The 22,907-nt window shown below is 73.2% G+C and carries 21 protein-coding genes, 3 tRNA genes and 1 pseudogene; 14 read left to right on the top strand and 11 right to left on the bottom strand.

Annotated features, from left to right (window positions below):
* Positions 1–308 precede the first annotated feature (308 nt).
* From ABZV00_RS15255 to ABZV00_RS15245, 3 genes and pseudogenes are all read right to left on the bottom strand, one after another.
* Positions 309–938, bottom strand: coding sequence for a hypothetical protein (locus tag ABZV00_RS15255; protein ID WP_355606081.1), 630 nt, complete (start codon positions 936–938; stop codon positions 309–311).
* Positions 939–1,246: 308 nt separating this feature from the next.
* Positions 1,247–1,414: pseudogene (locus ABZV00_RS15250) on the bottom strand (3-methyladenine DNA glycosylase); the annotation flags it as partial.
* A gap of 34 nt (positions 1,415–1,448) precedes the next feature.
* On the bottom strand, positions 1,449–2,909 hold the full coding sequence (locus ABZV00_RS15245; protein ID WP_355606078.1) for a hypothetical protein: 1,461 nt from the start codon (positions 2,907–2,909) through the stop codon (positions 1,449–1,451).
* Between the two features lie 174 nt (positions 2,910–3,083).
* Between ABZV00_RS15245 and ABZV00_RS15240 the strand changes: the two genes are divergently transcribed.
* From ABZV00_RS15240 to ABZV00_RS15225, 4 genes are all read left to right on the top strand, one after another.
* Positions 3,084–3,887 (top strand): fumarylacetoacetate hydrolase family protein, encoded by an 804-nt coding sequence (locus tag ABZV00_RS15240; protein WP_328424428.1) that lies wholly within the window; start codon positions 3,084–3,086, stop codon positions 3,885–3,887.
* A 108-nt stretch (positions 3,888–3,995) separates the two neighbouring features.
* Positions 3,996–4,067, top strand: a tRNA-Gln gene (locus ABZV00_RS15235).
* A 135-nt stretch (positions 4,068–4,202) separates the two neighbouring features.
* Positions 4,203–4,275 (top strand) — tRNA-Glu (locus tag ABZV00_RS15230).
* A gap of 152 nt (positions 4,276–4,427) precedes the next feature.
* A tRNA-Glu gene (locus ABZV00_RS15225) sits at positions 4,428–4,500 on the top strand.
* 131 nt (positions 4,501–4,631) lie between these two features.
* Here ABZV00_RS15225 and ABZV00_RS15220 read toward each other — a convergent pair.
* Entirely contained in the window at positions 4,632–5,318 is a 687-nt protein-coding gene (locus ABZV00_RS15220; RefSeq protein ID WP_007456408.1) for an IclR family transcriptional regulator, read from the bottom strand.
* A 49-nt stretch (positions 5,319–5,367) separates the two neighbouring features.
* Here ABZV00_RS15220 and leuC point away from each other — a divergent pair, with 49 nt between their 5' ends.
* From leuC to ABZV00_RS15200, 4 genes are all read left to right on the top strand, one after another.
* Entirely contained in the window at positions 5,368–6,813 is a 1,446-nt protein-coding gene (gene leuC / locus ABZV00_RS15215) for a 3-isopropylmalate dehydratase large subunit (protein ID WP_355606074.1), read from the top strand.
* A gap of 14 nt (positions 6,814–6,827) precedes the next feature.
* Positions 6,828–7,415, top strand: coding sequence for a 3-isopropylmalate dehydratase small subunit (gene leuD / locus ABZV00_RS15210; RefSeq protein WP_328424433.1), 588 nt, complete (start codon positions 6,828–6,830; stop codon positions 7,413–7,415).
* A 173-nt stretch (positions 7,416–7,588) separates the two neighbouring features.
* A complete protein-coding gene (locus ABZV00_RS15205; RefSeq protein ID WP_355606071.1) occupies positions 7,589–8,266 on the top strand; it encodes an HU family DNA-binding protein in 678 nt (225 codons plus the stop codon).
* Between the two features lie 138 nt (positions 8,267–8,404).
* Positions 8,405–10,417: an endonuclease/exonuclease/phosphatase family protein gene (locus ABZV00_RS15200; RefSeq protein ID WP_355606068.1), complete on the top strand. Its 2,013-nt coding sequence runs from the start codon at positions 8,405–8,407 to the stop codon at positions 10,415–10,417.
* Positions 10,418–10,468: 51 nt separating this feature from the next.
* Here ABZV00_RS15200 and ABZV00_RS15195 read toward each other — a convergent pair whose 3' ends face one another.
* From ABZV00_RS15195 to cofC, 5 genes are read right to left on the bottom strand one after another with little or no spacing between them, the layout of a single operon-like run.
* Positions 10,469–11,347, bottom strand: coding sequence for an NUDIX hydrolase (locus ABZV00_RS15195; protein ID WP_355606065.1), 879 nt, complete (start codon positions 11,345–11,347; stop codon positions 10,469–10,471).
* Complete coding sequence (locus ABZV00_RS15190) at positions 11,335–12,855, bottom strand: CYTH and CHAD domain-containing protein (RefSeq protein WP_355606063.1); 1,521 nt, start codon at positions 12,853–12,855, stop codon at positions 11,335–11,337. Before ABZV00_RS15190 ends, ABZV00_RS15195 begins: the two co-directional genes overlap by 13 nt.
* A gap of 25 nt (positions 12,856–12,880) precedes the next feature.
* Positions 12,881–15,229, bottom strand: coding sequence for an RNA degradosome polyphosphate kinase (locus ABZV00_RS15185; RefSeq protein ID WP_355606060.1), 2,349 nt, complete (start codon positions 15,227–15,229; stop codon positions 12,881–12,883).
* Positions 15,230–15,283: 54 nt separating this feature from the next.
* Positions 15,284–15,481, bottom strand: coding sequence for a cold-shock protein (locus ABZV00_RS15180; protein ID WP_328424445.1), 198 nt, complete (start codon positions 15,479–15,481; stop codon positions 15,284–15,286).
* 23 nt (positions 15,482–15,504) lie between these two features.
* Positions 15,505–16,152, bottom strand: coding sequence for a 2-phospho-L-lactate guanylyltransferase (cofC, locus tag ABZV00_RS15175; RefSeq protein ID WP_355606057.1), 648 nt, complete (start codon positions 16,150–16,152; stop codon positions 15,505–15,507).
* Positions 16,153–16,280: 128 nt separating this feature from the next.
* Between cofC and ABZV00_RS15170 the strand changes: the two genes are divergently transcribed.
* The 5 genes from ABZV00_RS15170 to ABZV00_RS15150 all read left to right on the top strand — a co-directional run bounded on the left by ABZV00_RS15170 (position 16,281) and on the right by ABZV00_RS15150 (position 21,245).
* Positions 16,281–17,018 carry a lysophospholipid acyltransferase family protein gene (locus ABZV00_RS15170; RefSeq protein WP_328424449.1) on the top strand — a complete coding sequence of 246 codons (738 nt, stop codon included), beginning with the start codon at positions 16,281–16,283 and terminating at the stop codon, positions 17,016–17,018.
* Positions 17,015–18,049, top strand: coding sequence for an NAD(P)H-dependent glycerol-3-phosphate dehydrogenase (locus ABZV00_RS15165; protein WP_328424451.1), 1,035 nt, complete (start codon positions 17,015–17,017; stop codon positions 18,047–18,049). The genes ABZV00_RS15170 and ABZV00_RS15165 overlap by 4 nt, the downstream gene beginning before the upstream one ends.
* Positions 18,050–18,056: 7 nt before the next feature.
* Positions 18,057–19,175 carry a cystathionine gamma-lyase gene (locus tag ABZV00_RS15160; RefSeq protein ID WP_355606053.1) on the top strand — a complete coding sequence of 373 codons (1,119 nt, stop codon included), beginning with the start codon at positions 18,057–18,059 and terminating at the stop codon, positions 19,173–19,175.
* A 146-nt stretch (positions 19,176–19,321) separates the two neighbouring features.
* Positions 19,322–20,110, top strand: a complete 789-nt coding sequence (locus ABZV00_RS15155; protein WP_355606050.1) for a putative protein N(5)-glutamine methyltransferase — start codon at positions 19,322–19,324, stop codon at positions 20,108–20,110.
* Positions 20,111–20,195: 85 nt separating this feature from the next.
* Positions 20,196–21,245: an ROK family protein gene (locus ABZV00_RS15150; RefSeq protein WP_328424456.1), complete on the top strand. Its 1,050-nt coding sequence runs from the start codon at positions 20,196–20,198 to the stop codon at positions 21,243–21,245.
* 25 nt (positions 21,246–21,270) lie between these two features.
* Here the strand turns inward: ABZV00_RS15150 and ABZV00_RS15145 are convergent, their stop codons facing one another.
* Positions 21,271–21,471: a DUF397 domain-containing protein gene (locus ABZV00_RS15145; protein WP_328424457.1), complete on the bottom strand. Its 201-nt coding sequence runs from the start codon at positions 21,469–21,471 to the stop codon at positions 21,271–21,273.
* A 5-nt stretch (positions 21,472–21,476) separates the two neighbouring features.
* Complete coding sequence (locus ABZV00_RS15140; protein ID WP_355606045.1) at positions 21,477–22,322, bottom strand: helix-turn-helix transcriptional regulator; 846 nt, start codon at positions 22,320–22,322, stop codon at positions 21,477–21,479.
* 276 nt (positions 22,323–22,598) lie between these two features.
* Between ABZV00_RS15140 and ABZV00_RS15135 the strand changes: the two genes are divergently transcribed.
* Positions 22,599–22,817 carry a hypothetical protein gene (locus ABZV00_RS15135; protein WP_328424461.1) on the top strand — a complete coding sequence of 73 codons (219 nt, stop codon included), beginning with the start codon at positions 22,599–22,601 and terminating at the stop codon, positions 22,815–22,817.
* The last annotated feature ends 90 nt before the right edge of the window (positions 22,818–22,907 follow it).

The following is a 22,907-nucleotide window of genomic DNA, read 5'->3' as shown; positions in this document are numbered from 1 at the left end:
ACGCCGGTGGATGGGTCGATGTCGACTACGTTGCGGCAGGCTCGGATGCGGTGGTGAGCGAACATGTTGAGTTGGACGACGTCGAGCAGTTCCGCGCCGTGCTGGACCGTGTGGTCGCCCACTTGACAAGCGCCTTAACGGCTGCGGCCACGCCGAGGCGGGCGTCTGTTGATGCCAGGGTCGGTTACGGCAGCCGATCCGGTGGTGTCGGCCCAGTTCAAGGGGGACGCCCCGTCTGATCGACCCGGAAACCGGGGCAAGATGACAGCTGCTAACACATGGCGGTGCGGGTGAGGCCCTTCAGGGGGTCATACTCCCACCCGTGCCGCTGGCTCCGCTGGGTCGAGCAAGGCCGCGCAGACATCGATCAGTCGGGAACGCAGATGGCCGGCACGCTGCGAGAACTCGCGCTGCCGCGCGACGTACTCGGCCTTGCCCTCAGGAGTCTCGATGGCTACTGCCGGTTCCCCGTACGAGGAGAAGTCGTACGGGGATGCCTGCATGTCGAGTAGCCGGATGTCCCTCGCCAACTCGAAGCAGTCGAGCGCCAGGTCCCCTGGAACCGCAGGCCCCAGCTTGGTCGCCCACTTGTGGCAGTCCATCGAGGCGTGCAAGCAGCCTGGCTGGTCAAGCTCTACCTGGCTCTCCCTGGTGGGTTGGAGCCGGTTGAGGCTGACTGCGTCCGGGGTGAAGAACCGGAACGCGTCGAAGTGTGTGCAGCGGATCTGGTGGGACTCGACTACCGCGTCAGTGCCCTCTTGCCCAAGTCGCAGGGGGAGGGGATGCCGATGCTCACGTTGGCGGTACACCATCGCCCACTCATGCAGGCCGAAGCAGCCAGTGAAGGCTGGCCGCGATGCGATCGCGGAGAGCAGCCGATGGATGAAGCGTACCGACTCTGCCCGGTCGACCCTGAGCGCTGCGACGTCGAGGCTCACGACTCCGTTCGCGTTCGTGGCGTACCAACGCCACTGCTGATGTGGAGCAGAGCCGTTCGGTCCGGGCTCCAAGGAGATGCCTACGCCGGGGTGCCACCGCCGCAGCACAGAGGGCCTGGTGCCGTAGTAGTCGTACAAGAAGTCATCGATCGCATGGCGTTCCCTCGTTGCCTTGCGAGCACGGTGGCCTGCGGTGAGGGAGTCGGCGCGCTTCTCGTGAGCTTCCAACAGGGGAAGCCAGGTTGTGGCTGGGAGGCTGGTCACCGGTTCGGGCCCTTGTTGTCCGCTTCGTACCGCTTGCATACCAGCCGGTGCGAGTAGTAGGTGAACAGGAAGTCGTTCACCGGGTGCCGCTCACCCCGGCGTCGGCGGGCCAGGTGCGGGGTCAGCCAGACGTCCACCCGCTCCTCGTGGGCCCGGCGGCGGGCCTGCCAGGCCGCCACGTCGAGCACGGCGGGGGCGAGGGCGGCGGTCACGGACCCCAGGGTACGACCGCCGCCCGTCCGCCGATCAGGGCATGTCCACCCGCACGCCGGCGGAGAACACCCCGCTGCGCAGCTCCAACTGCCGGGGCGGGTCCCGACCGTCGACGGTGAAGACCAGCGGGAGCACCACCCGGCTGCCCGCGGCCATCGGGTCGGCGAAGACGTCCCGACCCAGGTTGGCCGCCCTGGTGGCCGACTCGTCGGTGCTCACCCAGCGTCCCCCGGGCAGGTAGGCCCGTTGCAGCTGACCGTGCCAGGGCTGGTGGTCGCCCGTGACGTTGCGCACGCCCACGGTGGCCTGGCAGCGTCGACCGGCGGCCGGAGCCGCACCGCCCCCGTCAGCCGGCCGGGCGGCCCCGGCCGAGCCGCAGGACATCCCGTACACGGTGAACTCGAACGCCGACTCGCGTAGCGGCACACCAACCGGCCCGGAGACCCCGGTGCCCATCCACGCGCCGCTGGTCGGCTGTTTCTCGGTGTCGATCGCCGCGACCCGCTGGGTCGCCGTCCACCCCGCCGCGCCGATCACCCCGGCCAGCACCGCCACGGCCACGCCCACCAGCAACCAGACCGGCGGGGTACGCCGGCGCTTCGCCGGGCTGGGTGCGGCCGGGCGCGGGTAGATCGTTCCCCGTCCAGCGTCTGGCCCGCCGTCGGTGGCCAGGGCGGCGGCCGTCACCCGACGCCCGCGCCGCCGTCGCCACACCCAGACCAGACCGGCGCTGAGCAGCAGCAGGATGGCCGCTCCCGCCAGCAGCACCGGGATCCGCTGCCAGGGCGGTGTCTCGGTGACCTTGGCCGGGGGTGGCGCTGCCGCCTGCCAGGTGGCCGTGCCGCAGTCGTACGGCCGGCTGCCGTCGCTGGTGAACGCGCAGGCCGGCGCGGTCAGCGGCTGGCCGGGCGCGGTCGCGGTGAGCGCGGTGCCCAGCGTGGTGGTGCTGTGCGCGGGCAGCCTCAACCGCCAGGTCACCTCTGCGGCGGACCCGCCGGCCCGGGTGGACCGGCCGCCGGCGCTGATCGAGGTGGCCGAGGAGCCGGGTGGCAGCTCCTGGCGCACGGTGGTGTCGACCGGCGAGTTGCCCACGTTGCGCACGTGGATCCGGTACCGCGGTGCCGGGCTGCTCTCCGGGGCGACCGCCACCGTGACCGGTGGCGGCGGCGTCGACGCCGGTACCCGGGCGGGTGGCGCCACCGCCGGTGGGGCTGAGGGTGGTGTTGGTTCCGCGGTCGCCGTGGGCGCCCGCGCGGCCACCGCCACCGGTGGCGGCGTGCTGGTGACCGGTGGCAGCGTGGCCGCCACCGAACTGGGCGTGGCCGCCGCCGTCGGTCGTGGCGTGGCTGTCGGTGGTTGTGGCGTGACGGCCGGTGGTCGTGGCGTGGCCGCCGCCTCCGGAGCCGCCGCCGGCAGGGCCGGCACGGCGGCGAGGATGCCGAGGCAGTGCACGAACACTGCGAGGGCTCTGTGGTGTCGTGTCGATGCAGGCATACGAACGAACCTCCGGAGCCGACGCTAGGGGCGGGCTCCCTCCGTGCGGGTACGAAGTCGGGAAGTCCGCCCCGACCGTTGCGGCCTCGGGTAAGGTGCCCCGCCCTGACGGGTTGAGCACACCCGGCAGCCGGTCCTGGCCGGCAGGCCCGTCGACGGGGCTAGATTGGCCAGGTGCGTATCGCTCGTTTCGCTCATGCCAAGGGAATGTCGTTCGGGGTCGTCGAGGGCGAGGCGGAGGCTGGGCTGCAGGGCCTGACCATCGCCGAGATCGAGGGTCATCCGTTCGGCCAACTGTCCTTCAGTGGGGCCCGCTGGGCCCTCTCCGACGTCCGGCTGCTCTCGCCGATCCTGCCCAGCAAGGTGGTCTGCGTGGGTCGCAACTACGCCGAGCACGCCGCCGAGCACGGCAGCGAGGTGCCCAAGGAGCCGTTGCTCTTCCTCAAGCCGTCCACCTCGGTGATCGGTCCCCGGGACGCCATCCGGCTGCCGATCTTCTCCAAGCAGGTCGAACACGAGGCGGAACTGGCGGTGGTGATCGGCGCGCCGGGGGCGCGCCGGGCCGACCGGGCCGCCGCCGAGCGCGCGATCTTCGGCTACACCTGCGCCAACGACGTCACCGCCCGGGACCTCCAGCGCTCGGACGGGCAGTGGACCCGGGCCAAGGGCTTCGACTCGTTCTGCCCGATCGGTCCGTGGATCACCACCGGCCTGGACGTCTCCGACCTGGAGATCCGGTGTGAGGTGGGCCGCAACCCGGAGGAGATGGAGGTACGCCAGCTCGGCCGGACGAAGGACATGGTCTTCGACGTGCCGGGCCTGGTGTCGTACATCTCGCATGTGATGACTCTGCTGCCCGGCGACGTGGTGCTCACCGGCACCCCGGCGGGGGTTAGCCCGCTCGTCGAGGGGGATACCGTCACCGTGCGGATCGAGGGCATCGGCGAACTCAGCAACACCGTGGTCCCCGTCGCCTGATCCGCGCGATGCCCCTGTTTCCACAGCTCACGCGTGGTTCGGGGGGATCGGATTTGGCCTGCCGGCACGGGGAGGGTAATGTTCACTCCCGGCGCCGCAAGGGGCCAATGGGGTATGGGGTAATTGGCAGCCCGACTGATTCTGGTTCAGTTAGTCTAGGTTCGAGTCCTGGTACCCCAGCGCAGCTGGGATTCGCGAGAATCCCGGATCGCTGGATTCTGACGGAGTTCGACTCCGCCCCTTCGGGGGCGGAGAGTGGTCTCTGGTAGAGTGCAGCTCCTCCGCCCGAGAGGGCTGAGGAGCAGAATTAGTTCTGGCCCCGTCGTCTAGTGGCCCAGGACGCCGCCCTCTCAAGGCGGTAGCGCCGGTTCGAATCCGGTCGGGGCTACATCTGTGCACAGCCCGTCTCACCTGGTGAGGCGGGCTGTTTCGTGTCCAGCGGAGTGCGCCGGCCGCCCCGCACCCCGGGCTCACCCCCGGGTGCGGTGCCGCTAGACTACAGCCGCACCGCCCGCGAGGGCGGTGAAGCAGGAAAGTTCTGGCCCCGTCGTCTAGTGGCCCAGGACGCCGCCCTCTCAAGGCGGTAGCGCCGGTTCGAATCCGGTCGGGGCTACATACCAAAGGCTCGTCTCGCGCAGCGAGACGAGCCTTTCCCGTCCCACCCCCACCTACCCGCGTTGATCATGAAGTTTGCGGTGCGACACGCCGGTGCCGGTGACGCCAACTTCATGATCAACGCGTCGGTCAGAGGCCGGAGAGGCGTTGGCCGGCTCGCACTACCGCCATGGCGTGACGTTCGCCGGGGCGGCGGCCGAGGCGCTCGATCGGGCCGGAGATGCTGACCGAGGCGATCACCCGGCCGGTGCGGTCGCGGATCGGGGCGGAGACGCTCGCCACACCGGCCTCACGCTCGGCGACGCTCTGCGCCCAGCCGCGGCGGCGTACCTCGGCAAGGGTGCGGCCGGTGAACTTGCTGCGCGGCAGCAGCGGCATCACCGCCTCCGGCGGCTCCCAGGCGAGCAGGATCTGAGCCGCCGAACCGGCGGTCATCGGCAGCACCGAGCCGACCGGAACGGTGTCCCGCAGGCCGCTGGCGCGCTCCGCCGCCGCCACGCAGATCCGCTCGTCGGCGCGGCGCAGGTACAGCTGTGCGCTCTCGCCGGTGGCGTCGCGCAGCGCGGCCAGCAACGGCTCGGCGGCGGTCAGCAGGACGTCCGGCGCGGCGTTGGCCAGCTCACCCAACCGGGGGCCGGGCCGCCAGCGACCCTGGGTGTCCCGGACCAGCATCCGGTGGATCTCCAGTGCCTGTGCCAGCCGGTGTGCGGTGGCCCGGGGCAGCTTCGTACGTTCAACGAGTTCGGCCAGGCTGGCGCCGTCGACGCAGGCGGCCAGGATGACCACCGCCTTGTCGAGAACGCCGACACCGCTCATACTGTGTCCCACAAGCCGAAACTTACCTCCCAGAATTTAGGATGTCCAGATGGTGGGAGTCACTCCTGAGCCGAGGACCCTGGCCGAGAAGGTCTGGGACGCGCACGTCGTACGGTCCGCCGCTGGTGAGCCGGACCTGCTCTTCATCGACCTGCACCTGCTGCACGAGGTGACCAGCCCGCAGGCGTTCGACGGGCTGCGGCTCGCCGGGCGCCGGGTGCGCCGTACCGACCTGACGCTCGCGACCGAGGACCACAACACCCCGACCGGGTACGCCGATCCGGCGTTCCGGCTCCGCCGTGGTGACCTGCTCACCATCGCGGACCCCACGTCGCGTACGCAGATCGAGACGCTGCGCCGCAACTGCGCCGAGTTCGGCGTGCGGCTGCACCCGCTCGGCGACGACAACCAGGGCATCGTGCACGTGATCGGCCCGCAGCTCGGGCTCACCCAGCCGGGCCTGACGATCGTCTGCGGCGATTCGCACACCGCCACCCACGGCGCGTTCGGCGCGCTCGCCTTCGGCATCGGCACGAGCGAGGTGGAGCACGTGCTGGCCACCCAGACGCTGCCGCAGAGCCGGCCGAAGACCATGGCCGTGAACGTCACCGGCCGACTCGCCCCCGGGGTCACCGCCAAGGACCTGGTGCTCGCGCTGATCACGCAGGTCGGCACCGGCGGCGGTCGCGGGCACATCGTCGAGTACCGCGGTGAGGCCATCCGCTCGCTCTCCATGGAGGGGCGGATGACGATCGCCAACATGTCCATCGAGTGGGGCGCCAAGGCCGGCATGATCGCGCCGGACGAGACCACCTTCGCGTACCTCAAGGGTCGGCCGAACGCGCCGCAGGGCGCGGACTGGGACGCCGCGGTGGCGTGGTGGCGGACGCTGCCCACCGACGAGGGCGCGCGCTTCGACGCCGAGGTGACCCTGGACGCCAGCCAGATCACCCCGTTCGTCACCTGGGGCACCAACCCCGGGCAGGGCGCGCCGCTGAGCGCGCCGGTGCCGGACCCGGCGGAGTTCGCCACCGACTCGGAGCGCGCCGCGGCCCGCCGCGCGCTGGAGTACATGGACCTGCGTCCCGGCGTCCCGTTGCGCGAGCTGCCCATTGACGTGGTCTTCGTGGGTTCCTGTACCAACGGCCGGCTGGAGGACCTGCGGGCCGCCGCCGACGTGCTGCGCGGCCACAGGGTCGCCGACGGGGTCCGGATGCTCGTGGTACCCGGCTCCGCCGCCGTGCGGGAGGCCGCTGAGGCCGAGGGGCTGGACAAGGTCTTCGCCGACGCCGGCGCCGAGTGGCGGTTCGCCGGCTGCTCGATGTGCCTGGGGATGAACCCCGACACGCTGAAGCCGGGCGAGCGGTCCGCCTCCACCTCCAACCGCAACTTCGAGGGCCGTCAGGGCCGGGGTGGGCGTACCCACCTGGTTTCCCCGCCGGTCGCCGCCGCCACCGCCGTGGTTGGCCGGCTGGCCGCCCCCGCCGACCTGTAGAAGGGACCCGACCGATGGAGTCGTTCACCACCCACACCGGGACGGCCGTGCCGCTGCGCCGCTCCAACGTGGACACCGACCAGATCATCCCGGCCGTGTACCTCAAGCGGGTGACCCGGACCGGTTTCGCCGACGGGCTGTTCAGCGCTTGGCGGGAAGATCCGGCATTCGTTCTCAACGATCAAACGTATTCCGGAGCGTCGATCCTCATCGCCGGCCCGGAGTTCGGCACCGGCTCCTCCCGTGAGCACGCCGTCTGGGCCTTGCGGGACTGGGGCTTCCGCGCGGTGGTGGCCCCGCGCTTCGGCGACATCTTCCGCGGCAACGCACTCAAGGAGGGTCTGCTACCGGTCGAGTTGGAATTGAAAGCCGTCGAAGAGTTGTGGGGCCTGATCGAGGCGGATCCGAGCACCCAGATCACCGTCGACCTGACCGCCCGTCAGCTCCGGGCCGGCGATCTCACCTGGTCATTCCCACTGGACGACTTCAGCAGGTGGCGGTTGCTGGAGGGCCTGGACGACATTGGACTCACCCTTCGGCACGCCGCCGACATCGACGCCTACGAGACAGGCCGACTGCCGTTCCTGCCCTCGGTGGCATAGCCGTACGCCCCGACCGCACACTGGATTCCACCCCCATCGGGCCAACCGGTGGGGGTGAATCCGTTACGACACAAGGGCTTTTTTCTACCGAATGTTTGTGTCCCGGCAGCACAGGGCATACCGTGCGCGCAGAATGGCTCGCGTCGAGTCAGTTGCACAATCGGGAGGAAGTCGTGAACAAGGCCGAGCTCATCGAGGCGCTCGCCGTTCGCCTGGGGGACCGGAAGACGGCGACGAACGCCCTCGAGGCGGTCCTCACCGAGGTCCAGGCGGCGGTTACCAAGGGCGAGAAGGTGGCGATCACCGGATTCGGAGCATTCGAAAAGCGTGTGCGTGGCGCGCGAACAGCGCGCAACCCGCGTACCGGCGAGGCGGTGAAGGTCAAGAAGACGTCCGTGCCGACCTTCCGCCCCGGCGCTGGGTTCAAGGAGATGGTGGCCAGCGGCAAGGTGCCGAAGGCCGCGGCGGCGGCGAAGAAGACCGCCACCACCACAACCAAGGCCGCCGGCACCAAGGCGGCGGGCACCAAGGCGGCAGGCACCAAGGCAGCGGGCACCAAGGCCACCGCAGCCAAGGCGGCCACCAAGAAGACCGCCCCGGCCAAGGCGACCAAGACCGCCACGGCGACCAAGACGGCCGCCAGCAAGAAGACCGCCCCGGCCAAGGCGACCAAGAGCACCACGGCGACCAAGACGGCCGCCAGCAAGAAGACCGCCGCGGCGAAGAAGACCACCGCGGCGACCAGATCCACCGCGGCGAAGAAGACCACCGCGGCGGCGAGCAAGAGCGCGGCGGCCAAGAAGGCCCCGGCGAAGAAGGCTCCGGCTAAGAAGGCGGCCAGCAAGCGCTGATCGACCGTCACGAAAGGGCGTCCACCCGTAGGGTGGACGCCCTTTCGCCGTCACCGACCCGTTGACCGGGCCGGCCGGCACGCGCAGAATCGCCGTGCCGGCCCCCTCCGCCGGCCCGTCGACGGGAAGAGGGCGCCGGTGCGCTACCGCCTGCTGACCACCGGATCGCTCGCGCTGGGCGTCATCCTGTTCATCGACGTGCTGCGGGTCTGGCTGCCCGGCATCATCACCATCTTCGGCCAGGCCGCGTCCACTCCGGCCGAGCTGATGGGCGCGTTCGCCCTGGGCTGGTTCGTGCTCGCGCTGGCCGCACCGGCGCTGATCCGCCGCGTGGGCGTCCGCCCGGTCACCGTCGTCGCGGCCGTTGTGCTGGCTGCCGCCCGGCTTGCGCTCACCGCCACTCCCGGCGGGCGTCCGCAGCTCTGGTTGGCCACCGCCGGGCTGCTCGCCGGGCTGGTCTGGCTCGTCGGCGCCGCCGCCAGCACCGACCGGCCGGTGCCGGGGCTGGCGCTGGGGCTGGCGGTCAACGCGGCCGTACACGCGTTGCTGGACACCCACGACCTGGTCTGGCGGGGCGACTGGCTGGCCTGGTTGCTCAGCGCCGTCGCGGTGACGCTGTTCCTGCTCGGCACGGCGCTGCCCACCGCGCCGGCCGGCCCCGGCGGCGCCCGGGCCTGGCTGCTGGCCGGGCCGGCACTGCTGCTGGCCGGGATGGTGGCGCTCGCCCCGGCGCTGGCCCGGACCGGAACCTCGTACCTGGTCGCCGAGGACGGCCTGGCCCGCTCGCCGCTGCTCGGGTTGGCCCCGGTGCCGGTGGCCGTCACCGGATTCCTGCTGGCCGCGTTGACCGGCCCGCCTCGGCGGTGGGGCCGCGTGCTGGGGCCGGCGGCGTTGCTGGCCGGCGCGCTGCTGTTCGCCCTCGACCGGGGCGACCTGCTCGTCCCGGCCGTCCTGCTCGCCGCCGTCGGTCTCGGCGCCTGCCTGGCCCTCACCGACACGGCCGGAGCCGCCGACCCGGCCGGACCCACCGACACTGCCGGCGGCACCGACACTTCCGGCGCGACCGGGAGTGCCGACGAGGCCGGCGGAATCGGCGATGCCGGTCGCCCCGAGGCCGCCGCTGGTGCCGGGCCGCCGGCCGGCGCGACAGGCAGCGCGCGGTGGGCGGGCCGCCGGGGGTACGCGGTCGCCGCCGGCATGCTCGTCTTCGTGCTGGGCGCCGTCGGGTACTACTCCGCCTACGACCTCGGCTACCCCAACGGCGCGGTGCCGGTGGTGGTCGCCGGACTGGTCGCCGTCGTGGCCCTCGCCGCCGGTCCCGTCGGCAGTACGGCACCGGCACCGTTGCCGCCGGTGCGGACCACGGCCGTGGTCGCCGCCGTGGCCCTGCTGGCGCCGCTGCTCGCCGACGATGTGCCGGTGGCCGGCAACCGGGACGGTCCGCCCGAGCGGCTGACCGTGGTGGCGTACAACATCCGGATGGGCTTCGGGTTGGACGGCCGTCTCGACCTGGACGGGCTGGCCGACGCGGTCCAACGGCAGGCGCCCGACGTGGTGCTGCTCAGCGAGGTGGACCGGGGCTGGCTGCTCAACGGTGGCCACGACACCCTGGACCTGCTGGCCGACCGGCTCGGCATGCCGTACGTCTTCGGGCCGGCCGCCGACCCCCTCTGGGGCGACGCGGTGCTCAGCCGCTGGCCGGCGACCGATCCGCGGACCCTGCCGCTGCCCGCCGTCGGGGCGCCCACCGGGGCGCAGGCCCTCGCCGTCACCCTGGACCTCGGCGACGGTGTCCGTACCGCCGTGGTCAGCACCCACCTGCAACCGCCGCCCGACCAGGGCCCGGTGGTCCAGGCCCGCGCGGTCGCCGACTTCGCCACCCGGTACGCGGCCGGCCGGCCGCTGGTGGTGGCCGGTGACCTGAACACGGAGCCGGGCGACGAGGCGTTCGGACAGTTCACCGAGGCCGGTCTGGTCGACGCGTTGGCGGCCGCCCGACCGCTGGCGACCAGCCCGGCCGACGACCCGCGCGAGCAGATCGACCACGTCTTCGTCTCGCCCGGCCTGACGCCCACCGATCCGGTCGCGCCGCGCGGCACGGCCAGCGATCACCTGCCGGTCGCGGTCACCCTCACCCTCCCGCCCCGCTGACCCGCTCCACGACGCCCGGGGCCGACGGGGGCTACAGGCGGTCGGCGGGGGCTACAGGCGGTCGGCGGCGAGCAGCCGGTCGGCGGTGAAGGCGAGCAGCCACCCGCCGCCCTTCGGCGTGGTGAAGTCCTCGTCGTCGCGGCCGGTCAGCCGTTCCAACGCGCCCGGCAGCACCTTGCCCTGGCTGCACACCGCCACCTGCCCGCCGGCACCGGCCAACTCGAGCAGCCGGGCGGCGGTGGCGAGGACCTGTTCGTCGTGCTGCTGGCCCGGCTGTGGCTCGTCCAGGTCACCACAGATCTCGATCGGCAGGTCGAGCAGCGCGGCGGCCGGGTCCAGGGTCTGCACACAGCGGCGCGGCGAGGCCGAGAGCAGCCGGGCCGGTCGGACCACGGCCACCAGCCCGGCCAGCGCGTTCGCCTGGGCCCACCCCTCGGCGTCCAGCGGCCGGCCGGTGTCCGGGCCGGTCCAGGTAGTCCGTTTGCCGGCGTGCGCGTGCCGGACCAACGCGATCGTCCCGGTCACCGGTGGCAGTGCGGCGAACGCGGCCAGCACCTCGGCGTCGTGCGGATAGCTGACCAGCCGGATGGCGTCGTCCACGGCGAGCCAGCGCGTGTCGTCCACTTCGGTGCCGGGCTGGAAACCGCCGGTGCCCACCGCGAGCATCGACCAGTAGTCGACCAGCTTCGGCTGGCCCTCGCTGCGGTAGCGCACCGACGGCAGGCGCACCTGCGGCACACCCCGGACGTCGGACTCCTCGGCGACTTCGCGGACCGCCGCGACCAGCGGATGCTCGCCCGGCTCCAACTTGCCCTTCGGCAGCGTCCAGTCCCCGTAGCGCGGGCGGTGCACCAGGCAGACCTGTGCGCCATCGGCGGACGGCCGCCAGACGACCCCGCCGGCCGCCCGGATGCCGGTCACGGCAGCCAACTGGTCCGCCGCCGCCGGGTGGCCCGGTGCCAGGCCGCCGGGAAACGGCCCCGCATCTGGCGTACGGTGGCGCGTTCCCGCTCGGCCAGCCGCCCGGCGGTGACCGCCATCTCGTGATCCTCCGGCCGCTCGGCGGCGATGGCCAGCCAGGTGTCCGCCGCAACGGCGGCGTCCTGGTGCTCGCCGAGCACGTCCTGCACCCCGGCGAGCGCGCGGGACAGTCGGCGCGCGGCCTTGCTGAGCGCCGGGGCCACCGCGTTGACCGCGTACCGGGCCTGCTTGCCCTCCTTGCGTACGGCGTGCCAGCGGTCGTCGGGCGCCAGCGGGTCGAGCGCGTCGACGCCGTCCGGCCCGGTGAGCCGCTGCCAGGGGCGGGCCACCAGCCCGAGCAGGACCCGCGTCGCCGGGGCGGCCGCCCGGCTGGTGAGCCGGGGAGCGTTGGCGGCCAGTACCAGGGCGTCCACCAGGGCCAGATAGCGCGCGGAGCGCAGCGCCTCATTGACGGCGGCGAGCGCCTGCCGCTGCCGCTCGGCGAGCGCCTCGTCCAGCCGGTCCACCGCCCCCGGGTCGAGCGGGCTGAGCGGATCGGCGGCCGCCGTGCGCCGCAGCCGGTCGCGCAGCACCTCGGCGTCGCGGGCCGCGCCGAGCACCCCGGCCAGCCAGCGAAGCTCGGCACGCAGCGGGCGGGACCACTTCTTGCGGACCAGCGGCGCGAAGGTGCGCAGGTCGCTGCGGAGCCGCCGGCAGGCAACCCGCATCTGATGCACCGCGCTGTCGCCCCCGCGGCCGGGGACGCCCAGCCGGACCAGCGGGTCATGCGCCAGCAGCCGGCGGACCTCCTTGCGGACCGCCTCGGTCACCACGTCACCGGCGCTCGGGTCGGCCCTCAGCCCGGCCGGTGCGACCAGATCCGGCTCGGCCCGCGCCACCGCGCCCAACGCCCGCACGTGTTTCGGGATGAACGACCCGCCCCGCGCACCGGCCTTCCGCAGCACCGTGCCGACGTGGTCCAGCAACTTCCGGTCGCCGGCCTTGCGCTCCACCTCCAACTCCCGAAAGGAGCCGATCGTGGCGCCGGAGTCGTCGAGCACGGTCACGTGGTCGTCCACCACCTCGGCGAGCACCGTGCCGCCCTTGTCGCACACCTCGTGGGCGTGCCGAACGGTCCGCACCACCGTCACCGGCGCCAGCGGCGCGCCCCGGTGCAGGGCGGTGACCAGCTCCACCAACTCCGGCGGCGGCTGCTTGACCGGCCCCGGCCGCGAGATCTCGTGCCGGACGCCGGGCGTCGACGTGGGCAGCTTCACCGTCCAGGGCAGCTCGTCGCCCCGGCGGTGGCGCAACGAGGCCCCGGCGCGGGCCAGCCGCAGGTCGACCGTGTCGAGGTAGCGGGCGACCAGCGTCACCGGCGGCAGCGCCCGGACCCGGCCACCGTCCGGCGACGTGGCGGACAGGTCCGGCAGCACGTAGGCGTCGTCCACCTCGTACTTCTGCTCCTCCTCCACCATCAGCTCACCCTATGTCGCTACCCGGTCAGCCGGCGGTGCCACCGACGCGGCGCAGCAGCAGTTCCTGGAGATGGACGCGGGCCACGTCGTCGCCGGTGCGCCGGGTCCAGCGGCCGTCGCCGGCCAGCTCGAACGCGTCCACGTCGGGGCCCATCGCCAGGGCCAGCACGTGGTCCAGCTCGGCTCGGGCGACCGGGTCGCTCACCTGCACCAGCGCCTCCACCCGCCGATCCAGGTTGCGGTGCATCAGGTCCGCCGAGCCCATCCAGAACTCGGCCTCGCCGTTGTTGCCGAACCGGAAGACCCGGGAGTGCTCCAGGAAACGGCCAAGGATCGAGCGGACCCGGATGTTCTCCGACAGCCCCGGCACCCCCGGGCGCAGCGTGCACATGCCCCGGATGAGCAGGTCGACGTGCACACCAGCCTGGGAGGCCCGGTACAGCGCGTCGGTCACCCCCTCGTCGACCAGCGAGTTGACCTTGAACTGGACCAGGCCCGGCATGCCCAGTCGGACGTGCGAGATCTCCCGCTCGATCCGCTCGATCAGGCCGCTGCGGATGCCCTGCGGCGCGACCAGCAGCCGCCGGTACGCGGTCTGCCGGCTGTAGCCGGTGAGCACGTTGAACAGGTCGGTGAGGTCGGCACCGATCTCCGGGTCGGCGGTGAGCATGCCGAAGTCCTCGTACAGACGGGCGGTCTTCGGGTGGTAGTTGCCGGTGCCGATGTGGCAGTACCGGCGGATCTGGTTGCCCTCCTGCCGGACCACCAGCGCGGTCTTGCAGTGCGTCTTCAGGCCGACCAGGCCGTACACCACGTGGCACCCGGCGCGTTCCAGCGTGCGGGCCCAGCCGATGTTGGCGACCTCGTCGAAGCGGGCCTTCACCTCCACCAGCACCACCACCTGCTTGCCGGCGGCGGCCGCGTCGACCAGCGCGTCGACGATCGGGGAGTCTCCGCTGGTCCGGTAGAGGGTCTGCTTGATGGCCAGCACGTTCGGGTCGGCGGCGGCCTGCTCGATGAAGCGCTGCACGCTGGTGGCGAACGAGTGGTACGGGTGGTGCACCAGGATGTCCCCGTCCCGCAGGGTGGCGAAGACGCTGCGCGGCACCTCGCCCTCGGTGAGCCGGGGGTGGGTGGCCGGCACGAACGGCGGGTCCTTGAGATCGGGTCGGTCGGCTTCGCCGTAGACCTGCCACAGCGCGGAGAGGTCGAGCAGGCCGGGCACTCGCAGCACGTCCTGGTCGTCCATGTCCAACTCCCGGACGAGCAGCTCCAGCATGTGGTCGGAGATCGACGCGGCCACCTCCAGCCGGACCGGCGGGCCGAAGCGGCGCCGGGCCAACTCCCGCTCCAGAGCCTGTAGGAGGTCCTCGTCGCGGTCCTCGTCGACCTCCACCTCGGCGTTGCGGGTGACCCGGAACAGGTGGCACTCGACCACCTGCATGCCGCTGAACAGCTGCCCCAGGTGCACCGAGATCAGGTCCTCCACCGGCAGCATCCGCACACCGGGCTGCTCCCGGTCCACCCGTACGAAGCGGGGGACGTTGTTGGGCACCTTCACCCGGGCGAACAGTTCCGAACCGCCGTCCGGGTCGCGGACCGCGACCGCCAGGTTCAGCGACCGCCCGGAGATGTACGGGAACGGGTGCGCCGGATCCACCGCGAGTGGCGTCAGCACCGGGAAGATCTGCTCCCGGAAGTAGGTGCGCAGCCGCTCCCGTTCAGGGTCGCCCAGCTCATTCCAGCGCAGGATGCGGATGCCCTCGCCGGCCAGTTTGGGCAGCACGTCGTCGCCGAAGCAGGCGGCGTGCCGGGCCACCAGCTCGGCGGTCCGCTCGGAGATCAGATCCAGCTGGGTACGCAGGGGCAGCCGGTCCCCGCCGCGTACCGGCAGGCCGGCGGAGAGCCGCCGCTTCAGACCGGCGATCCGCACCATGTAGAACTCGTCGAGGTTGCTGGCGAAGATGGCCAGGAACTTGGCCCGCTCCAGCAGCGGGGTGCGCTGGTCCTCGGCGAGCGTGAGGACCCGGGCGTTGAAGTCGAGCCAGGAGAGCTCGCGGTTGAGGAACCGGTCCTCCGGCAGCGGCGTGGGCGCCGGCGGCTCGTCGTCCGGCTCGCCGCCGGCCTGCGGTCCGTACGGCCGTACCCCACCGGCCTCCGGCCCGTCCGTCTCGGTCGGCTCGGCGGCGGGGTCGATGACCTCGTCCAGGCCGGAGGAGGCGGCGGCCGGGTCGGTGTCGAGCGCGTCGGCGCGGGCGGCGCCAGCCCTCTCGGCCCTGGACGGGCGGAAGCGGCCGTCGGCGCCGCGCGTGCGGACGCCGTTGAGGGGGTCGGTGGTGGGCGGGCTGGCCGGGTGCTCGCGAGGGGTGCTCACCCGCTCATAATCACCCGATTCTGGTTAACGCAAAATGAACTTGGCTTCGCCAGCTCAGTTCATCGTCGGCAATGTCACCCGGACGACCTCGCCGTCGGGATCGGTGTCGATGCGGACCCGCTGGCCGAGCCGGAGCAGCCGCAGCCCGGAGGCGTCGAAGGCCCGAGCCGGGAAGCGCATCTCGGTGCCGTCGTCGAGCAGCAGGACCCCGCTGCGCGTCGCCGCGTCGTAGCTGGCCACCGTGCCTTGCATGCTGGCACCGTACACCGGGCGGGTCAGCCCGCGGAGTGCGCCGGGGAGCCCGCGTCGGTCAGCGCGGCGGTGTGCGGCCCCAGCCCGAGCTGGGCGGCGGCGGTCAGGTCCGCGGCGGTGTCCACGTCCCGGCGGAGGCTGGGCCAGTCGCCGGTCAGCGGGAGCGCTCCGCTCGCCGCGTGCGCCGCCGCCGACCCCACCCCGAACCGCGGGTCCAGGGGGACACCTGGCGGCGCGGCGAGCAGCACCGTGCCGCCGCCCGGGGCGTCCGGCACGAACCGGCGCACCCCGGCCGGGCCGGTCCGCGCCGCGAGCAGCGCAGCGGCCAGCTCGGCCGGGCGCAGCGCCGGCAGGTCGGCCGTGAGCCCGGCCACCCACCCGGTGGTCGCGCCCGCCGCGCCGTGTCGGAAGGCGGCGTTCAGGCCGGCGTCCGGCTTGTCGGGGAGCACCCGTGCGCCGGCGGCCCGGGCCGCCGCCGCCACCCGGGGGTCGTCGGTCACCACCAGGGCCTCGGCGACCGCCGGGCAGGCCAGCACCGCGCGGAGCGTGTCGGCCGCCAGTGCCAGCGCCAGCTCCTCGTGCGGTACGCCGGGCAGCCCGCCCCGCAGCCGGCTCTTGGCGGCGGCCAGACGCTTCACCGGCACCACCACGGCCCACCTCGGCTGACTCACGCCCGCAATCCTGCCAGCCGGCCGCTGGGACCCTCTCTGGCCGTACCGGGGGCGAGCAGGCATGATTTCCGCTGCGGGTGTCGCGGGCGGGGTTCCGCGGCGGGGTCGGGGCGCGACGAGGAGGCACAGTGGCACGGCGGAGGCTGGGGTTCTGGCAACGGTTCGCCGTGGCGCTGGTCAAGCCGGTGATGATCGTCTGGACCCGGCGTACCTGGCGCGGCCTGGAGCACCTCGGCGGAGACGGCGGCGTGATCATCGTGGCGAACCACATCTCGCACGCCGACCCGCTGGTCTCCGCGCACTTCGTCTACGACTCCGGGCGGTGGCCGCAGTACCTGGGCAAGGCCAGCGTGTTCCGGGTGCCGGTGGTCGGCTGGATCCTGCACAGGTGCCGGCAGATCCCGGTCGAGCGGGGCACCGTCGACGCGGTCCGCTCGCTGGAGACCTCGGTCGCCGCGCTCGACGAGGGCGGCGCCGTGGTGATCTACCCGGAGGGCACCACCACCCGGCAACCGGACCTGTGGCCGATGAAGGCCAAGACCGGCGCCGCCCGGCTGGCGCTGGCCACCGGCGCGCCCGTGGTGCCGTTGGTGATGTGGGGGCCGGAGAAGATCTTCGACCCGCGGACCACCCGGCTCAGCCTGCGCCCACGGATACCGGTGACCGTGGTCGCCGGTGAACCGATCGACCTGAGCCGGTGGGCGGACGCCCCACCGACCCGGGCCACCCTCGAGGAGATGACGGAAGCCATCATGCTGCGGCTGCGGGACATGCTCGCCGAGATCCGCGGCGGTACCCCGCCGCCGTTGTGGGAACGACCGGCCCGGCCGTCCGCCGAGCGCCAGCAGCAGGGTGGTGCCGCGTGAGCGAGCGCAGCGGGCGAACCGTCGGACACGGCCATGTCGCGGTGCTCGGCGCCGGCTCCTGGGGCACCGCGTTCGCCAAGATCCTCGCCGATGCCGGGCGGGACGTCACGGTGTGGGCCCGCCGGGCGCCGGTGGCCGAGAGCATCCGCAGCGAGCGCCGCAACCCTGAGTACCTGCCGGACCTGCTGCTGCCGGCCCGGGTCACGGCCACCACCGACGCCGCCGAGGCGATCACCGGTGCCGAGGTGGTGGTGCTGGCCGTGCCGTCGCAGACCCTGCGCGGCAACCTCGCCGAGTGGGCCGGGTACCTGCACCCGGACGCCACCCTGGTGTCGCTGATGAAGGGCATCGAGCTCGGCACCACCAAGCGGATGAGCGAGGTCATCGTGGAGACCGCCGGGGTGGCCGCGGACCGCGTGGTGGTGGTCTCCGGCCCGAACCTGGCCCCGGAGATCGCCGCCGAGCAGCCGGCCGCCACGGTGGTCGCCGGAACGAACGGCCACCGCACCGCGCTCGTGCAGGCGTCGATCCGGACGCCGTACCTGCGCCCGTACACCAACGACGACGTGATCGGCTGCGAGCTGGGCGGCGCGGTCAAGAACGTGATCGCCCTGTCGTACGGCATCGCCACCGCGATGGGGTTCGGCGACAACACCCGGGCCATGTTGATGACCCGCGGGCTGGCCGAGACGGCCCGCCTGGGCGTGGCGCTCGGCGCCGACCCGATCACCTTCGCGGGCCTGGCGGGCATGGGCGACCTGGTCGCCTCCTGCTCGTCCCCGCTGGCCCGCAACCGCACCTTCGGGGAGCACCTGGGCCGGGGCGAGACGCTGGAGCAGGCCCAGGCCGCCACCCGGCAGACCGCCGAAGGCGTGAAGAGCTGCCTGGCGATCCGTGACCTGGCGCGGGCACACGGGGTCGAGATGCCGATCACCGAGCACGTCGAGCGGATCTGTCACGAGGGGATGGACCCGCGTCTCGCCGTGGAGAACTTGATGAGCCGGACAGCCAAGCCCGAGTCGTACGAGTGAGGATTCGATGAGCGATCTGGGAGACGGCACCCGCTGCGTACGCGCCGGGCTGCCCGAACCGGCACCGGGGGACCCGTTCCTGCCGGGGCCGGTCTTCGCCGCGCCGTACCACCTCGACCCGTGGGAGGGCCCGGCCGGCTCGCCGAACGGCTACGGCCGCCCCGACAACCCGACCCGGCGGCTGCTGGAGGCGGCCGTGGGCGAGCTGGAGGGCGGTGACTGCCTGGTCTTCTCCACCGGTCAGGCCGCCATCACCGGGATGCTGCTCACCCTGTTGCGCCCGGGGGACACCGTGCTGCTGCCCAGCGACGGATACTTCTCGGTCCGGGCGTTCGCCACCGGCGTGCTGGAGACGATGGGTGTCCGGGTGCTCTTCGTCCCGACCGTCGGGCCGTACCCGTCGCTGGAGGGCGTCCGCCTGGTGCTGGTGGAGACGCCGGCCAACCCGGGCCTGGACGTGGTCGACGTGACCGCCCTGGCCGAGCGCGCGCACGCTGCCGGCGCCCTGCTCGCGGTGGACAACACCACCGCCACCCCGCTCGGCCAGCGCCCGCTGGACCTCGGCGCCGACCTGGTGGTCGCCTCGGGCACCAAGGCGCTCACCGGCCACTCCGACCTGCTGCTGGGCTACCTGGCCAGCCGGTCCGCCGAGCTGATCGAGGCGATGACGGTCTGGCGCTCCACCACCGGGGCGGTCCCGGGCGCGTTCGACGCCTGGCTGGCCCACCGGTCGCTGGCCACCCTCGACCTGCGGCTGGCCCGGCAGAGCGCGAACGCCGCCGCCGTCGCCGACCTGCTCGCCGGTCGGTCGGACGTGACCGGCCTGCGCTGGCCGGGGCGGCCGGACGACCCCGCGTACCCGGTGGCCTCGGCGCAGATGCGCCGGATACCCGGGGTGCTCTCGTTCGACCTGGGCGACGCCGACCGGGTGGGCCGCTTCATCAACGCCGCCCGGCTGGTGGCGGCGGCCACCTCCTTCGGTGGCCTGCACACCACCGCCGACCGGCGGGCGCAGTGGGGCGACGACACCTCCCCCGGCTTTGTCCGGTTCTCCTGCGGGGCGGAGGACACGGCCGACCTGGTGGCCGACATCGCGGCCGCGCTGGACGCCGCCGGGCCGGTCTGAGTTATCGTGTCGGCGGCCCGCCACAGTGGGCCCCGACCGGAGGAGGTGAGTCCGATCCGCCAGCCCAGAGGACCGGCGCTTCCTCGCGTGTGCCCGCCGCGATAGCGGCCGCGGGAGCGCCGGCGAGCGTTTCCCGGAGGTTTCCCATGGCACCACCGTTTTCCACCGACCGACCCGCCCTCGTGCACCGGCTGCGCACCGCCGGCTGCGTCTACGCCGAGGACGAGGCCGACCTGCTACTGGCCGCCGCCGACACCCCGGCGAAGTTGGCCGCCCTGACCGACCGCCGGGTGGCCGGCGAACCGCTGGAGCACCTGCTTGGCTGGGCGGAGTTCTGCGGCCGGCGGATCGCCGTCGCCGCAGGCGTCTTCGTGCCGCGCGGCCGGACCGCCCTGCTGGTCGAGGCGGCGGCCGCGGTGACCGGCCCGGCGCCGGCCGTGGTCGACCTCTGCTGCGGCTCCGGGGCCACCACGGTGGCGCTGGCGCACCGGCTCGCGCCCCGCTGGCTGGCCGCCGCCGACATCGACCCGGCGGCCGTGGCGTGCGCCCGCCGCAACCTCGCCGGGCTGGCCGCCGAGGTGTTCGAGGGTGACCTGTTCGCACCGCTGCCGTCGCACTGGCGGGGTCGGCTGGATCTGGTGGTCGCCAACGCCCCGTACGTGCCGACGGCCGAGGTGGCCCTGATGCCCGCCGAGGCGCGGCTGCACGAGGCCCCGGTGGCGCTCGACGGTGGGCCGGACGGGTTGGCCGTCCTGCGCCGGGTGGCCGCTGGCGCGGTCCGGTGGCTGGCACCCGGTGGACACCTGGCGGTGGAGGTCAGCGCCGGGCAGGCGGATGCGCTCTGCGCGGCGCTCCGCGCGGTCGGGCTGGTGCCGGCCGTACGGCACGACGAGGACCTGGACGCCACCGCGGTGACCGCCCGCAGCCCCGGCTGAGCCCGGTTGGGGTAGGCGGGCGTGGCGGGGGAGGGGCCCACGCACTAGCCTCGGCTCACACTCACGACGGCGGGAGGCGGTTTCGGTGGGCAGCGCAGGGGTGCCGGTGGTCGTCGGGTTGGACAACGGCGGCACTAGCAACAACGCCACGGTGCTGACGGTCGACGGCCGCTTCCTGGTGGACGGGCTGTTGGAGATCCCCAGCGAGGTGCGGGACGGGCCGGATGCGGCGATCGAGGCGCTGGCCCGGGCGCTGGACGGGGCCCTGGCGCAGACCGGTGTGCCGCGTGAGCTGGTCCGGGCGGTCGGGCTGGACACCCCCGGCCCGGCCAGCGCCACCGGCGTCATCTCCTCGCGGGGTTCCACCAACTTCTCCCAGCCGGCCTGGCGCGGCTTCGACGTGCGCGGCGCGTTGGAGCGGCGGCTCGGCCTGCCGGTGGTCTACCACAACGACGGCAACGCGGCCGCGCTCTACGCCCACCATGTGTACTTCGGCGCCGAGGCGATGAACCGGTCGTCGGTCTCCGCGATCGTCGGCACCGGCCTCGGCGGCGGGGTGGTCGAGAGCGGTCGGGTGATCGCCGGCGCGGCCGGGATGGCCGGGGAGCTGGGTCACGTGCACATCCCGCTGACCGGGCTGCTCGGCCCGGGGCAGCCGGAGCCCACCTGCGCCTGCGGCTTCGTCGGGGACGTCGAGAGCGTCGCCTCGCTGACCGGCATCGAGCGCAATCTGCTGCCGTACTGGCTGACCCGGTATCCCGACCACCCGCTCACCGCGGAGCCGGTGGCCCGGGCGGCGAAGCTGGTCCGGGGCTACGGCGAGCGGGGGGACGCGCTGGCCCGGGACCTCTTCGCCCAGCAGGCGATGGCGCTGGCCCGGTTGTTCACCGTGGCGGCCAACTTCACCGACCCGCACGCGTACTTCGTCGGCGGCGGGGTGGTGGAAGCGGCGCCGGAGTTCCGCGACTGGTTCCTGGCGACGGTCCGCGAGCACACCGTGCTCCGGGAGGAGCAGGCGGCGGTGGCCACCTTCGCCCTGGTGCCGGAGCGGGACATGGCCGGTGCCCGCGGGGTGGCGATCGCCGCGCTGGAGGCGCTACGTGCCGTGCCGGAGCCCAGGCCGCTGGTGGCCTGAGCCCGGCCCGGCCCACCTCGCCCGGTCAGGGGCGGGGCGGTGCCTGGGCGAAGGCGGCCCAGGCGGCCGGCGGGAACAGCAGGGCCGGGCCGGCCGGGTCCTTGGAGTCGCGGACGGCCACCAGCCGCGGGATCGCGGCCACCTCCACGCAGGCGCCCTCGTCGCCGCTGCGGCTGCTCTTGCGCCATGCCGCCGCGGCCAGCGCCGCTGTGATCGTCGGTGTCATCGGTCCTACCGTCCCTTCAGGAGTGTCAGGAGCTGGTCGCGGCTGTCGGCCGGGCTGAGCGCCACGCTCCGCAGGTGCTCCATGATCTTGGTGCAGGTACGCGTCTCGCCGGCTCGGTCGAGGATCATCTGGCCGGCGACGGTCTCCACCGAGGCGATGATCGGGTCCTCCGGGTCGGCGAATTCCAGGATGTGCAGCGAGCCGCGGGTGCCCCGGTGGTAGCCGGCGGAGAGCGGGATCACCTGGACGGTGATGTTCGGCAGCTCGGCCATCTTGACCAGGTGGCGTAGTTGCCCGTCCATCACCGACCGGTCGCCGACCGGTCGCAGCAGCGCGCCCTCGTCGATGATCGCGTCGAGGATGGGCGGCTCGTCACTGGTGAGCCGCTGTTGCCGGTCGAGGCGGACCTTGACCCGCTGCTCCACCAGGTCGTCGCCGAGGGTGTGCGGCCCGCCGCGCATCACGCCTCGGATGTAGTCCGCCGTCTGCAGCAGGCCGGGCACGACCGAGGGCTCGAAGTTGGCGATCGCGGTGGCCTCGGCCTCCAGGGCGATGAAGTCGATGGTGCGTGGATCCAGCAGGTAGGAGTACGACACCCACCAGCCCGGCTTGCGGGCGTCCTTGGCGAGTTGCACCGCCGCGGCCACCTCCTCGGCGCCCACCCCGTACGAGGTGAGCAGGGCGCGCACGGTGGCTGGGCTGATCAGCGTCTGCGCGTTCTCGTACCGGGACAGGGTGCTGCGGGTGCTGTTGATCTCGTCCGCAGCGGTCTCCAGCGTGAGCCCGGCGGCTTCCCGGTGGTGGCGCAGGGCGATGCCGAGCCGGCGGGCACGGGCGGTCTTCGGAGCCATGCATCGATGGTCGCACACATCTGCGGGAACGTCTGCATGAGAGAACGTCGATGAGAGTTGCATTCATTGCTGTACACGTGTCAATCTGTCATCGCGTCCTCACTGCCGGTTGTCGTGGCGACGGTGGTGGTGAGCGACCGGAGGGGATGGGGCACGCGGCGATCGGGTTTCTCCCCCGTACTCGATCGCCGCGTGCCGCGGCCATCCCGGCCCGCCGGAAGGAGACGACGTGCGTACCGGTCAGGAGCCCCCCGCCGTGCCCCCGGACGGCCGGCGATGACCCGCTTCCTGGTCGTGCTCACCGACGTGCGTCCCGTCGAGGGCATCGACCGCAACGAGCGGACCGCCCCCGAGCGGCGCCGGCAGGTCGTCGGCGCCAGCAATCGGGAGGCCGCCGACCGGATCGCCGGGGCGTTCATGGCCCTGGGCATGGTCCGGGCCGGCCGGCAGCGGGTCAAGGTGATCGCGGTCGGCCGCCGACACTCCCGCGACTGACCACCCCGACCAGCGCCCCGCGCTCCGTCGAACATCCCGTCACGCACCGTATATCCCCTGTTGACCGAATGCCGTGTCGTACCGTGGCTC

The sequence above is a fragment of the Micromonospora sp. NPDC005173 genome (assembly GCF_040608515.1).
GTDB lineage: Bacteria > Actinomycetota > Actinomycetes > Mycobacteriales > Micromonosporaceae > Micromonospora.
The sequence above is the reverse complement of the archived record's forward strand: the minus strand, read 5'-3'. Positions and strand labels throughout refer to the sequence as shown.